Origin of the sequence: Actinoplanes sp. DH11 (assembly GCF_020873875.1) — a bacterium.
Classification (GTDB): Bacteria; Actinomycetota; Actinomycetes; order Mycobacteriales; family Micromonosporaceae; genus Actinoplanes.
Genome location: NZ_JAHWGU010000013.1, coordinates 192,991 through 205,980, shown reverse-complemented (window position 1 = coordinate 205,980; position 12,990 = coordinate 192,991). Strand labels below are relative to the sequence as shown.

Below are 12,990 nucleotides of genomic sequence, written 5' to 3'. Positions count from 1 at the left end.
CCGTGTCCGGCCTAGACCGCGCTCCAGCTCACCTGGCTCGACGAGACGGGTAAGCGTTCACCGACCAGGCGCGCGAGATCGAGTAATCGGTTCGAGAAACCCCACTCGTTGTCGAACCAGCCGCGCACCTTGACCCCGCCGTCCGCGGTGGTCTGCGTGCCGGACGGGTCGAACAGGCACGAGGCCGGGTTGTTCTTCACATCGATCGACACGGTGGGGTCCGGGTCGTACGCCAGGATGCCCCGCAGCGGACCGGCAGCCGCCTCCGCCATCGCCCGGTTGATCTCCTCGGCGGTCACCGGCCGATCGGTCTGACCGGAGATCTCGGCGAGCGAGCCGATCGGGGTCGGCACGCAGTAGTAGCTGTACCGCATCTCGCCGATCTCCGGCAGCGCGATCCGGACCAGGTCACCGACCACGTGGTTGTGCGGGATGATGCTCTCCGCGGTGGCCCGGCCCAGTCGCGGGTCGTCCCGGGAGGTGCCGACCACCGCGTCCTGCACCCGCTGCCAGCCCTGGGTCGCGAGCATCACCGAGGTGTGCACGGACCGCAGTCCGAATCGGTCGAGCAGCACCTTCGCCATCACGGTGAGCGCGTTCACCCCGCAGGACGCCGGCGAGACCACGTCATGCAGCGCGGGGTCGTAGCTGTCGTGGTTGGCCCCGAAGACGAGGAAGGCGTCCGGGTCGTCGGCGGACGCACTGATCACCACCTTGCGGGCACCACCGTAGGTGATGTGCGAACGCGCCGCGGTCCCGGCCCGGAACAGGCCGGTCGCCTCGATGACGACGTCCACGCCCTCCTCGGCCCAGGGGATCCGGTCGGGGCGCTCATGGTGGTACGTCCGGATGGCGTGGTCGTTCACCACCAGGTACTCCCCGCGGGCGGTCACCGTCCCCGGGAACGCGCCGCGCAGGCTGTCGCGGCGCAGGCCGTACGCCATCTTCTCGGTGGACGCGATGTCGTTCACCGCGGCGATCTCCACGCCGGGTTGTGGCATGGCGGCCACGATCCGGGTCAAGCTGCGACCGATCCGCCCGAGCCCGTTGATCCCGATCGCCACAGTCATCGAGCGCTCCTCGACTCCGGATGCTTTGTCAGCATTTTCCCCGTGACCCGGCCGCCCATTTCCCTAAGGGTCCACCCGCCGTCACGACTCCGACACTAAGAGTTGTGCAAGTTGCACGTCAACGGATGACATTCTCACATCCCCTCAGCGACGACCTTCGAAGTGTGGCGAGCAATGTGGACTGCGTTACGTCATGCTGCAGACGTGCCCATACTCGTCTCCCACGCCGTCCCTGACGGGCCATGGGCGAACTGGATCGCCCAGGAACTACGGGCCGCCGGTCATGCTGTCGACGTACACATCGCACGTTCCGACTTCGCACATCGGCTACTCACCGCGTCCTCCGGATCGGACCCCGTGCTGGCCCTGTTCTCCGCTGAACACCCGGCAACCGAGAGTGACTGGCAGCGACTCCTCGCCGCGACCGGTGACCGCCTCGTCCTGCTCTGCGTCGACGCCGCCGGCCCGCCCCGGGCGCTGCGCGGCATGCCGTGCCGGAGTCTGCACGATCTGGACGCGGAAGGGGTACGGGAACTGCTGCTCGACCTGTTCCCGGAAGTTCGCCGCAACCCGCAGGTTTGAAACCGCGTCCACCCTGGAATGCCGCCCGGACGGGCACTCGAAGACTTTCCTCAGCCGGCTGGCGACCGGCCGACCGGGGGCCCGGCGGCGGACCGCACCCCCGCCGCCGGGCTTCCGGCCGCACTACCCGAGAACGGCCCGGCAAAACCGGACTTCCCCATCGCGCCACCCGTCCGGCAGGGTGCAACCAGGCAACACGTACGATTGCAGCGCGACGGACGAGTCGGCTGGGCGGCCGCGTCGGTGCCATCACGGCACCGCCGAGGAACGTCCGGACTCCGCAGAGCAGGGTGGTTGTTAACGGCAACCCGGGGCGACCCGCGGGAAAGTGCCACAGAAAACAGACCGCCGGCACACGCTTCGGCGTGGCGCCGGTAAGGGTGAAACGGTGAGGTAAGAGCTCACCAGCACCCCGGGTGACCGGGGTGGCTCGGTAAACCCCACCCGGAGCAAGGCCAAGCAAGGCCGCCGCCGCGAGGCAGCGGCCGGCGCAGGCGTTCGAGGGCTGCTCGCCCGAGCCTGCGGGTAGGCTGCTCGAGCCTGCCGGCAACGGCAGGCCTAGATGGATGGCCGCCACCGGCGACGAAAGTCCCGGCCACAGAATCCGGCGTACAGGCCGGCTCGTCCGCCGCCCTCCGGCCATGGCCTCTGCGGGCTGCTCAGGAGGCTCGGTGGGCGCCCACCTCGTCGGTGTACATGACGCGGGTCTGGTTGAGCATCTGGTCCAGTTCCGCCTGCTCCGCCCGTACCCTTGCGCGCTCCGCCGCCTTGGCCGCCCTGGTCCGCGCCGCCTCCTCGGCCGTCCGCGCCGCCTTGGCCGCGGCCTGCTGGTTGGCGCGCCGGGTGGCCGCCGCCTTCGCCGCCCGGGCCTTGGCCACCTCGGGGTCGAGCCGGCGGCCGGGGCGGATGTCGGCGACGGCTTCGACCTCGCGGGCCTCGATGGCGGCGAAGTCGGGGCGGATCTTGGCGGCCACCCATTCGACGCCGGCCACCAGGCCCACGACGAGCGCGAAGATGACGCGCAGGCCGAGCGGGCCGGGGGCGGCGAAGTTGACGGCCGCGGAGATGATGACGACCACGGCGAGGATTTTCATGGCGGCGCGTTTGGCGTCGGCGGCCATGCCGGGTGTCTGGCTGACCGTGAGCATGGAGAGCATGGCCAGGTCGAAGACCGCGGGGACGATCCAGGCGAACATGCCGGCGCCGAGGCTGACCAGGAAGTGCGCCTGGTGCAGGTAACTGGCGGCGAGCGCGCCCACGAGGATCAGGTTGTTGGCCCGTTTGATGGTGCGGATGGCCCGGAGCATGCCGGGAACGGCGCCTTTTGCGTATTCCTCGGCGAACTGCTGTGTCAGGGTCGTCATCAGCCAAGACCTCAAAACAAACAAACGAGACTCTTGGGACAGACGCTACCGGAGCGGACGTGAGCCGCGTTCCGATTCAGGAGTAAAGGCCCCGCCACGCGAATAGCCGTGGCGGGGCCCGGGGACGATCAGGTCGACGAGGGCGTCTCCACCGCCGTCTCGTCCCGGTGCCGCTCGATGCGCGGGTCACCCTCGTCGGCCAGGTAGTCGTCGGGCGCCGTGTGGTCGGTGCCCTCGGGTGTCTTGGCGGCCCGCAGCACCAGCGTGACGAGCGCCGCCACCAGCAGGTTCACCAGCACTGTCACGAACCCGACGTAGATCGTCTTCTGGGTGTCGAACCCGAACTCGGAGAGCGGGAACGCCGAGCCGCCGAAGTGTTTCCGGCCGGTCGCGGCGTTCGGGATCTGCCACAGCATCCAGAACCCGAGCCCCATGCCGGCGGCCCAGCCGGCCATCAGGGCGCCCCGGTGCAGCCAGCGGGTGTAGAGGCCGATCACCACGGCGGGCGCGGTCTGCAGGATGATCACGCCGCCGATGAGCTGGAGGTCGATCGAGAACTGCGGGTCCAGGAAGACGATGCAGGCCACCGCACCGACCTTCACGACCAGCGAGGTGATCTTGGCGACGTTCGCCTCCTGCGCGTGGGTGGCGTCCTTGCGCAGGTACTCCTTGTAGATGTTGCGGGTGAACAGGTTCGCGGCGGCGATCGACATGATCGCGGCGGGCACCAGGGCGCCGATGCCGATCGCGGCGAACGCGACGCCGGTGAACCAGGCCGGGAACTGCTGATCGAAGAGCAGCGGCACCACCGTGTTGTTGTCCACGCTGCCGGGAGAGGCGCCGGGCAGCGGTTTCACGCCGGCGGCGATGGCCATGTAGCCGAGCAGCGCGATCAGGCCGAGCAGGAAGCTGTACGCCGGCAGTGCCGACATGTTCCGCTTGATCACGTCCCGGTTCTTGCTGGCCAGCACGCCGGTGATGCTGTGCGGGTAGAGGAAGAGCGCGAGCGCCGAACCGAGGGCCAGGGTGAAGTACTGCACCTGGTTGTTGGCGTTCAGCAGGATCCCGTCGTTCGGTGACGGCGAGGCCTGGAACTTGGCATCCGCGGCGTCGAAGATCGCACCCCAGCCGCCCAGCTTGTAGGGCAGCCACAGCACCGCCACCAGGATCACGATGTAGATCAGCGTGTCCTTGACGAAGGCGATGAGCGCCGGGGCCCGCAGCCCGGACTGATAGGTGTAGGCCGCCAGGATCGCGAACGCGATGATGATCGGCAGATGCCGGGCGAACGCGCTCTCCCCGGTCACGCCCATCGTCTTGAGCACCGCCTCGATGCCGATCAGCTGGAGCGCGATGTACGGCATCGTCGCCACGATTCCGGTGATCGCGATGACCAGGGCGAGCGTCGGCGAGTCGAACCGGCTGCGGACGAAGTCGGCAGGCGTGACGAAGCCGTGCCGGTGCGACACCGACCAGAGGCGGATCAGGATCAGGAAGAACAGCGGGTAGATGATCACCGTGTAGGGCACCGCGAAGAACCCGGCGGCACCGGCGCCGAAGATCAGGGCAGGCACGGCGACGAAGGTGTACGCGGTATAGAGGTCACCACCCACCAGGAACCAGGTGATCCACCCGCCGAAGCTGCGCCCGCCCAGGCCCCACTCGTCGAGGTGTGCCATGTCCTTGGGCCGGCGCCACCGGGACGCCACGAACCCCATGCCACTGACCAGCAGGAACAGGAACGTGAAGATGATGATCTCGGTGATGTGATCGCTCATCGCCGGCTCCGCCGGGTCATCTGGTAGACGAGCGTCGTGGTGCCGACGCCGAGCAGGATGAAGGCGAACTGAAGCCAGTAGAACGTCGGGAAACCGGCGATCCGCGGCTCGTCGTGGTTGTAGAGGAACGTCAGCAGCGGCACCACGATCGGGATCAGGAGCAGCCAGTTCCAGGGACTTTTATCGGTACGAGGACGATCCGGCTCGGCCATGCGCGACTCCCATCAACGATGTGTCCTCGATCACGTTAACGAGACATCGGTCGATCGGTCGATCCCGTATGCGCCGAATGAGCGAGGCGGTGCGCCAAGTGGACGCACCGCCTCAAACGATCAACGCAGCGCGGCCGTGATGGCCTTGGTCAGCGACGCCTTCGCGTCGTCACCGTCGAGCGACCACATCATCGCGCCGCCGAGCCCCTTCGCCCGGATGTAGAGCGACTTCTGCAGCAGCACGGCCGGGTCGTCGTACGTCCAGAAGGTCGTCCCGTCGAAGAGCCAGGCGTGCCCGTTGCGCAGGTCGCGGTGCACGGTGTAGCCCTGCTTCGGCAGGTTCTTCAGCGTCTTGTAGTCCTCGGTCCCGCCGCCGAAGATGCTCGGCGCCGGCCCGGTGGCCGGCTGGAACAGGCCGTCCCCGCCGCCGCTGACCCCGGTCCAGCCCTGGCCGTAGTAGGGCACACCGAGCACCAGCTTCTTCTTCGGCGCCCCACCGGAGAGCCACGCGTTGATCGTGTTCTCCACCGAGAAGTCCGGGTTGTCCGGCGCACCCGCCGGCACCCGCAGCGCCGACTGCTGGTTGGTGACCGGTTCCCAGGTGCCGTGGAAGTCGTAGCCCTGCACGGTCGCGAAGTCCAGGTACTTGAAGACCTTCTTGACCTCGAACCCGGCATCGATCTTGGCAGGCGCCGCCGGCACGAACGCGGTCAGCTCGTAGTGCTTGCGGTTCGCGCGGCCCAGCCGGTCGAGCTGCGACCGGAACTCGGCGAGCAGCAGCGTGAAGTTCTGCTTGTCCTCGGGCCGGATGATGTTGCCGGTGTTGCCGGACGAGCCCGGCCACTCCCAGTCCAGGTCGATGCCGTCGATGATGCCGGCGGCCGCGCCCGGGGCCAGGCCCGGCAGGTTGCCCTTGATCCAGAGGTCGATGCAGGAGCTGACCAGCTTCTTGCGGGAGGCGTCGGTCAGGACCGCGTCGGAGAAGTACGCCGAACCGCTCCAGCCGCCCAGCGAGATCAGCGCCCGCAGCTTCGGGTTCTTCTTCTTGATCTCGGCGAGCTGGTTCAGGTTGCCGGCGACCGGCTGACCGGCCACGTCGGCGACGCCGTCGACGCTGTTCTCCGCGGAGAACGGTGTCTGCCAGTCCGCCCACGGGTCGGCCGAGGCGCAGACGCCGTCCGCGGTGACCGGGCCGAACGCGTAGTTGATATGGGTCAGCCGCGCCGCGGCGCCGGAAGTCTGTACATCAGCGAGCTGGAAGTCACGGCCGTAGATCCCCCACTGGGTGAAGTAGGCGACCTTGACGTGCCGGTCGGTGTTCCCATGAGCCTGTGCAGGAGCCGGTGCCGCTGCCACGACGGACGCGGCGGCTGCCGCGACGGCGACGAGGCGACGGGTGAAACCGCGCATGAGCCCTCCAGGGCGAAACGTTGAAGAAAGTTTCCTAATTGAGGAAGCTAAACGTCCCGCCCTGCCGGGTCAATATCCGCTACCGCAGATGCGCGGTCTCGTTCACCGTGCGCACCGCGATGTTCCCGTCCGGCCACACATCCATCGTGGACACCCCGGCCGCGTCCAGGAAGAGCCGGTGCAGGAACGCGTCGCCGGCGGCGAGCGCGTCGCGCAGGATCAGCTTGATGGGTGAGACGTGCGAGACGATGACGACAGCCTTCCCGGGGTACGCGGAAAGGACCGTGGACATGGCCCCACGCACCCGTTTCGCGACCGCCTGGAACGACTCCCCACCCGGCGGGGCGACACTCGTCGACGCCAGCCAGGCCGACATCTCCGCGGGCCACCGCTCCTGCACCTCGGCGAAGGTGCGTCCCTCCCACTCACCGAAGTCGCACTCGATCAGGTCGTTCATCACCGTCACCGGCACGCCACCCACCTCGGCGGCGATCAGCTCCGCGGTACGCGTGCAGCGGGCAAGCGGCGAACTCAGCACCGCCGCGACGTCCCGGAAGATGCCGGCCACCCGACCGGCCGCCGCCATCGCCTGCGCCTCGCCCTCATCGGTGAGCGGCACGTCACCGCGACCCGAGTAGCGACCCTGCGAGGTGAGCGGGGTCGAACCGTGCCGGACCAGGGCGATCCGGGTCGCGTTCTCCAGCGCGGGCGGCGCCCAGGACTTCGGTGCCGCGGTCGTCCCCACGGTCGTCCCCGCGGTCGCGACCGCGGCCGGCTGCGGTGTCCGGGGTGTCTTGCCGGCGGCCTCGTCCATCGCCCGGTTGGCGAGCGCGTCGGCGTCCTTGTTGCGCTCCCGGGGGATCCAGTCGAAAGTCACCCGGTCGAACTTGGCGACGAGCGTGGCCGCCTCGGCGGCGAGCGGGCGCAGACCGGCGTTCTTGATCTGCCAGCGGCCGGACATCTGCTCGATGACCAGCTTCGAGTCCATCAGCACGTCGACCTGGCTGGCGTTCAGCTCGGCGGCGGCGCGCAGGCCGGCGATCAGACCGGAGTACTCGGCCACGTTGTTCGTGGTGACACCGGCCGAGTCCCACCGCTCCAGCAGGATCTCACCGGTCGCCGCCTCCTTGACGACCGCGCCGAAACCGGCCGGCCCCGGGTTCCCCCGCGACCCGCCGTCCGCCTCGACGATCACGTGCAGACTCATAGCCCCGACTCCGTGGTGCGCACCATGATCCGGCGGCACTCCTCGCAGCGGACCACCTCGTCGGCCGGCGCCGACTTCACCCGGTTCAGGTCGGCGCCATAGAGCTCGATCCGGCAGCCGCCGCAGCGACCGGCACGGACCAGGGCGGCGCCCAGGCCGGTCTCCGTACGAATCTTGTCGTAGAGGGTGACCAGGTCGGCCGGCAGGTCCGCGGAGAGCGGCACCCGCGCCGCCGTCTTGAACTCCTGCTCCTTGGTGATCTCCTGGTAGGCCTCGTCGCGCCGCCGCTCGGCGTCGGCACGCCGCCCGGCCGCCGCCGCGATCCGGCCCTCGACGTCGGCCAGCGTGGCCGCCGCGGTCTCCCGCTGCTCCATCAGCTCCAGCTCGGCGTCCTCCAGCTCGGACTGGCGCCGGTTCAGCGTGGCCAGCTCGTGCTGAAGGCCCTCGATCTCGCGGAGCGCGCCACCGGCGTCCAGCCGCTTCTGGTCCTTGTCCTTGCGGGCCCGCACCTGCTCGATGTCCTTCTCGAACCGGCTGATGTCCCGGTCCAGGTCGTCGACCGCGACCTGGGCGCGGACCCGCTCGTCCTCGAGCGCGGAGAGTTCCCGGGCGACCGCGTCGATCTCGGCCAACTCGGGCAGGGACTTACGGCGGTGCGCGAGCTGGGCCAGGGTGGTGTCGACGGCTTGCAGGTCGAGCAGGCGACGCTGGGCTTCCGGGGCGGCCTTCACGGATGGTTCTCCTTCTCAGAAGCGGCGGGTGGCACAGAGGCAGTGGGCTCCGGAGCGGTCGGCTCCGAAGCGAGGTGGACGGTCCAGGGGTCGGTGTCCAGGTCGGAGACGATCACGTCGACGGGGAAGCTCGCGCGCAACCAGGCGGCCACGTCGTCGAGCCAGGGCCGTTCGCTGGCCCAGTGCGCGACGTCGAGCAGAGCCGGGCCGTCCTCGGCGAGGTGCTCGCTGACCGGGTGGTGGCGCAGATCCGCGCAGAGGTAGGCGTCGACGCCGGCGCGGGCCGCGACGGACAGGAAGGAGTCACCGGCACCACCGCAGACCGCGACCGTGCGGATCATGCGCTCCGGGTCGCCGGCAGCCCGTACCCCCGCCGCGGTCCGGGGCAGGCGCTCCGCCGTCAGGCGGGCCAGCCCGCTCAGCGGAAGCGGCTCCGGAAGCTCACCGATCCGGCCCAGGCCGCGCCCGTCACCCGCGGCGGCGCCCTCGGCGGGCACCAGCGGGCGCAGGCCGGTCAGGTCGAGGCGGGCGGCGAGCGCGTCGGAAACACCGGGGTTCGCCACGTCGGCGTTGGTGTGCGCGGTGTGCAGCGCCACGCCGGCCCGGATCAGCCGATGGATGATCCGGCCCTTGTAGGTGTCCGGGGCGATCGAGGACACCGGTTTGAGCAGCAGCGGATGATGCGCCACGATCAGGTCGGCGCCGACGGCGAGGGCCTGGTCGACGGTCTCGGGCACGCAGTCGACGACGCAGAGCACACGGGAGATGACGGAGTCGAACTCGCCCAGCACCAGTCCCACCCGGTCCCACGACTCCGCCCAGGCACGCGGGTACCGCGCATCGAGAGCGTCAACCAGGGAACGCAGGGTGCAGTCGGCCACGACTGCCAACTCTACTTGGCTAGGAAACCGCCCCAGGCTCGACTCGGCTGCCCGCGGTCACCGGACCGCTCACCGCCTGCAGGGCACGCCGCCACGGGAACTGGCCGCGGAACCGGTCGGTCTGCCCCGGCCCGCCGAGACGGCAGACGTCCTCGCCGTAGAGGACGTGCACGCCCCAGTCCCGCAGCTTCGCCAGGCTCTCGTGCAGCGCCGGGTGCAATGCCATGACCCGGTTGGTGTACGGGACGACGGCGGTCGGCACGCCGTACCCGTACCCCTCGATCAGCAGGCCGAGCACCAGGGTGTCGGTGATCCCGGCGGCCCACTTGTTGACCGTGTTGACCGTGGCCGGCGCGACGATCATCGCGTCGGCCTGGGGCAGCACGTCCGGGTCGCCGGGACTCTTGTAGTCGGAACGGACCGGATGCCCGGTCTGTGCCTGCAGGGCCGCCACGTCCACGAACTTGCGGCCGTCCGGGGTGGTGATCACGCAGACCTCCCAGCCCTCGCTCTGCGCGAGGCTGACCAGGATGCCGACGTCCCGGGCCATCGGTGAACCGCACACGAGCACGTACAGCACACCGGGTGAGGGGTTACCCGTCATCACGCGCGGACACCCCACCTGCCACCCACGAATGGACCTCTCATACGCCGACTCCCATCTGTTCTGCGAGCTCCGCGATGGGAGCCGGTGGCGTTCCCCGGGTACGCCGGAGCACGTCGGAAAGGACTTCGTGGGCAAGTGGCCGGCAGCGGATCTCGGACGGGGCGAGCCGGTCGCCCTCGAGCAGCATCTCGCCGGCCTTCTCGACATCGCCGATCTGCGTGTAGCCGCGGGCGATGTCCAGGTAGTGGTGCGCGCGGCGCTCCGGGAGCATGGCGTTGAAGCCGTTCTTGTCCATGCGCTCGTGCGCCTCCACCGCCAGACGCCCGTCACCAAGTTCGACAGCTGTCGCACAGCGGTGCAGCTGCACGTTCGTCGGCCCGAAACTGGTCCAGTAGTGGTTGAAGTCGCCGCCCAGCTCCTTCGAGGCCTGCTCGGCGCCGCAGAGCAAGTCCCGCACGGTCGCGGCGTCCCCGATCCGGGAGGCCGACATCGCGCCGTTGAGCAGCAGCATGCCGTAGACGGACAGCTGCTCGGCGCGGGGCCGGTCCGGTCCCGGTGCGAGCCGGTTGGCGATGTTGACGTTCACCTCGAGCGACGGTCGGACCCGGCCCAGGGCCAGCAGCGCGCTGCCCACCCGGTAACTTGCCAGCCCGGCGAGCAACTGGTCGCCGGCCCGCTGGGAGACCGCGATCGAGCGGTCCGCGGCGAGCCAGGAGAGCTCGTGCTCGCCGACCTTGCGCAACGCCGACGAGGCGATCTGGTAGACCTGCCCGAGCAGATGGGCAGCCGCCGGAGCGTCGTCGCTGGTGGCGTAGGCGCTGTCCGCCGCCTGCGCGTCGCGCAGCAGCTTGGGCAGGGCCCGGGCCAGCACGCCGTACTTCGCGTGCTGGTAGGTCAGCCACGCATGACTGACCGCTTTGCGCATCTCCGGGAGCGGTGGCGAGTTCGGCACCGCTTGGAAGAACGCACTCATCTGGTCATATCGCTCCAGAGCAGCACGAATCTCCTCAACCTCTACCTGGTCGATGCAGTTCTGCGTCTCCGGTTTGCGCTCCACCTCCTTGCCCAGCAACAGCTGGACATCGACCTGGAGCACATCGGCGATGTCGTATACCACGGAGAACTTGTCGAGTCGGCGGACTCCCCGCTCCACCTTGTCGACCCAGCTCTTGGATTTGCCCAGCCTGTCCGCGAACACCTGCTGGGACATCTTGCGTCGGCCTCGCCAATAGGCGACGCGGCGGCCGATCGGCAGCTCGTCCACGGTGCCTCCCCCACTCAACCGGCGGCCTCTCCGCCGATGAGCCATCCGGTGTCACTCGCAGTGTGGACCGCTCACGTGCGCACAGATCGCACAGCGTGTGTGATCGCCTGCTCACCGATGCTCGTAGTTTTTGATGCAAGTTGCAAAGGGTGGATCTGCCGGTCCCAACGACGTGCGTCGTCGCGGGATACGGCCGGGCCGCACCGGAGAACTGCCGCAGACCCGGATCCGGGGGTAATCGAGCCATGCAGTGGACCAGCCGTCAGCCGTTCGTCCCACCCGCGCTCCTCGATCGTCTCGACCGCGGCCGCCTGCGCCGCGCTGCCCTGCGCTATGCCGCGCAGGGCTGGCAGGTGACACCCGGCGCGTACCTCGCCGGCCATCGATTCCACTGCGGCCGTCCCGGCTGCCCGATCACGGCCTGCCACCCGGCCCTCGACGCGTGGGCCGCAGCGGCCACCGTCGACCCGGGCCGGATCGCCCGCTGGTGGCGCCGCCAGGCACACACCGTGCTGCTGCCCACCGGTTCCCGGTTCGACGTCCTCGAGGTGCCCGCGGCCCTGGGCCGGCAACTGCCCGCCCTCGGGCCCGTCGCGGTCACCGCCGCCGGACGCTGGATGCTCCTGGTCGGCCCCGGCCGCCCGCTGCGCCCCGAACTGGAGAACCGGATCGACGTGGTCCGGCACGGCATCGGCTCGTGGATCCCCGCACCACCGAACCGCCTGCTCGACGGCCCGATCCGGTGGACCGTGGCGCCGGAACAGGTGGACTGGCGGATGCCGGATGCGGAACGCGTGCAGGAGCTGCTCGTCGTGGCCGCCGGCCCGGCGCCGGGCCGGCCGCTCATCCCCCGGCAACTGTCCACATCGCGCCGCGCGGCGTGACCGTCGTCGCCGGAAGCGGACGGTCTGCCGGGCGCGAGCACGCGAACACATGTCATTCGTCAAGGTAGTACGCCCTGACGTGTGGCGCGAGCACTCGACCAGGTGACGGCTCTTATTTCCTCACACCAGGATCAGGCGACGGTCATGAGTGAGCGGTAGGCGGCGATCACGGCCTCGGTCCGGTCGGCCAGTTCCGCGCCGCTGCCGTCGACGGACGCCGCGCCGGTGACCCGGGCCAGGGTGCGCTCGGCGTGCCGCGCGGTCGCCGCCACCTGACGCTCCCGCAGGAAGCCCTCCCCCGCCCGGGCCGCGGTCTCGATGCCGCGCACGATCCGGTCGGCGGCCGCACCCGTCTCCTGCCACAGCTCCTCGGCACGGCCGGCCTGCTCGGCGATCGCGGCACGGGCCGGGCTGTCCGCCGGGAGATCCGCGACGCGTACACCGTTCAGGTCGGTACGCAGCCGACGCAGATCCTGTCGCCGGGCCAGCACACCGGCGAGCTCGTCCAGGGCACGGGTCAGCGACCGGTCGGCGGCAACCGGGTCGACCATGCCGGCGAGCACCGGCCAGGTGGCACGGACACGCTCCGCGACGACCAGGGCCTCGTCGAAGGCGGCACGCTCGGCGGCGGTCCACAGCACCCGCGACTCCGGGTCCCGGGGCACGGCGAACGCGGCCACCTGTGCGGCCCGGGCCTGGCGACGCCAGACGTACCCGATGATCCCGGCACATCCCGCCGCGCCCAGCCACCAGCTCAACCCGGCCGCACCGAGCGCTGCGGCCAGCAGGATCAGCGGCATCGCCAGCCGGGCCGCGAAGACGGTCCGCTGCTCGGCGGTGCGCCCGCTGGGCGCGCACGGCACGGTCTCGACAACAGACCCGACACGGTTGCGGCGAAGGCGCCCGCTGCGGCTCTTCAAGGTGTACGGGGACACGACGGTCTTCTCAGCGTCGACGCCGACGTGCAGTTCCGTGCCCACGGCAACCCTCTCGTCGGTGA

At 69.9% G+C, this 12,990-nt stretch carries 13 protein-coding genes and 1 other RNA gene; 3 read left to right on the top strand and 11 right to left on the bottom strand.

Features of this window, described 5'->3' with window-relative positions; all coding sequences use genetic code 11:
* Positions 1 to 11: 11 nt before the first annotated feature.
* Positions 12 to 1,070 (bottom strand): type I glyceraldehyde-3-phosphate dehydrogenase, encoded by a 1,059-nt coding sequence (locus LPA41_RS20780; protein WP_229072312.1) that lies wholly within the window; start codon positions 1,068 to 1,070, stop codon positions 12 to 14.
* 204 nt (positions 1,071 to 1,274) lie between these two features.
* Here LPA41_RS20780 and LPA41_RS20775 point away from each other — a divergent pair, with 204 nt between their 5' ends.
* Both LPA41_RS20775 and rnpB read left to right on the top strand, forming a co-directional pair.
* Entirely contained in the window at positions 1,275 to 1,652 is a 378-nt protein-coding gene (locus LPA41_RS20775; protein WP_229072311.1) for a toll/interleukin-1 receptor domain-containing protein, read from the top strand.
* A 219-nt stretch (positions 1,653 to 1,871) separates the two neighbouring features.
* Positions 1,872 to 2,280: RNase P RNA component class A (rnpB, locus tag LPA41_RS20770), an RNA gene on the top strand.
* 31 nt (positions 2,281 to 2,311) lie between these two features.
* Here the strand turns inward: rnpB and LPA41_RS20765 are convergent.
* From LPA41_RS20765 to LPA41_RS20725, 9 genes are all read right to left on the bottom strand, one after another.
* A complete protein-coding gene (locus tag LPA41_RS20765; protein WP_229072310.1) occupies positions 2,312 to 3,016 on the bottom strand; it encodes a hypothetical protein in 705 nt (234 codons plus the stop codon).
* A gap of 128 nt (positions 3,017 to 3,144) precedes the next feature.
* A complete protein-coding gene (gene mctP / locus LPA41_RS20760) occupies positions 3,145 to 4,794 on the bottom strand; it encodes a monocarboxylate uptake permease MctP (protein ID WP_229072309.1) in 1,650 nt (549 codons plus the stop codon).
* Positions 4,791 to 5,006: a DUF3311 domain-containing protein gene (locus tag LPA41_RS20755; RefSeq protein ID WP_229072308.1), complete on the bottom strand. Its 216-nt coding sequence runs from the start codon at positions 5,004 to 5,006 to the stop codon at positions 4,791 to 4,793. The genes mctP and LPA41_RS20755 overlap by 4 nt, the downstream gene beginning before the upstream one ends.
* Positions 5,007 to 5,126: 120 nt before the next feature.
* Positions 5,127 to 6,416 carry a glycoside hydrolase family 18 protein gene (locus LPA41_RS20750; protein ID WP_229072307.1) on the bottom strand — a complete coding sequence of 430 codons (1,290 nt, stop codon included), beginning with the start codon at positions 6,414 to 6,416 and terminating at the stop codon, positions 5,127 to 5,129.
* A 79-nt stretch (positions 6,417 to 6,495) separates the two neighbouring features.
* Positions 6,496 to 7,623 carry a bifunctional RNase H/acid phosphatase gene (locus LPA41_RS20745; RefSeq protein ID WP_229072306.1) on the bottom strand — a complete coding sequence of 376 codons (1,128 nt, stop codon included), beginning with the start codon at positions 7,621 to 7,623 and terminating at the stop codon, positions 6,496 to 6,498.
* Complete coding sequence (locus LPA41_RS20740; RefSeq protein WP_229072305.1) at positions 7,620 to 8,354, bottom strand: zinc ribbon domain-containing protein; 735 nt, start codon at positions 8,352 to 8,354, stop codon at positions 7,620 to 7,622. Before LPA41_RS20740 ends, LPA41_RS20745 begins: the two co-directional genes overlap by 4 nt.
* Positions 8,351 to 9,235, bottom strand: coding sequence for a Nif3-like dinuclear metal center hexameric protein (locus LPA41_RS20735; protein WP_374238186.1), 885 nt, complete (start codon positions 9,233 to 9,235; stop codon positions 8,351 to 8,353). Before LPA41_RS20735 ends, LPA41_RS20740 begins: the two co-directional genes overlap by 4 nt.
* A 19-nt stretch (positions 9,236 to 9,254) precedes the next feature.
* Positions 9,255 to 9,839 (bottom strand): flavoprotein, encoded by a 585-nt coding sequence (locus LPA41_RS20730; RefSeq protein WP_229072303.1) that lies wholly within the window; start codon positions 9,837 to 9,839, stop codon positions 9,255 to 9,257.
* Between the two features lie 40 nt (positions 9,840 to 9,879).
* The gene (locus tag LPA41_RS20725; protein ID WP_229072302.1) at positions 9,880 to 11,106 is read right to left on the bottom strand and encodes a helix-turn-helix domain-containing protein; all 1,227 of its coding nucleotides are present in this window, start codon (positions 11,104 to 11,106) and stop codon (positions 9,880 to 9,882) included.
* Between the two features lie 245 nt (positions 11,107 to 11,351).
* Between LPA41_RS20725 and LPA41_RS20720 the strand changes: the two genes are divergently transcribed.
* Positions 11,352 to 11,990, top strand: a complete 639-nt coding sequence (locus LPA41_RS20720; RefSeq protein ID WP_229072301.1) for a bifunctional DNA primase/polymerase — start codon at positions 11,352 to 11,354, stop codon at positions 11,988 to 11,990.
* Positions 11,991 to 12,121: 131 nt separating this feature from the next.
* Here LPA41_RS20720 and LPA41_RS20715 read toward each other — a convergent pair whose 3' ends face one another.
* Positions 12,122 to 12,970 (bottom strand): hypothetical protein, encoded by an 849-nt coding sequence (locus tag LPA41_RS20715; protein ID WP_229072300.1) that lies wholly within the window; start codon positions 12,968 to 12,970, stop codon positions 12,122 to 12,124.
* Positions 12,971 to 12,990: the final 20 nt, after the last annotated feature.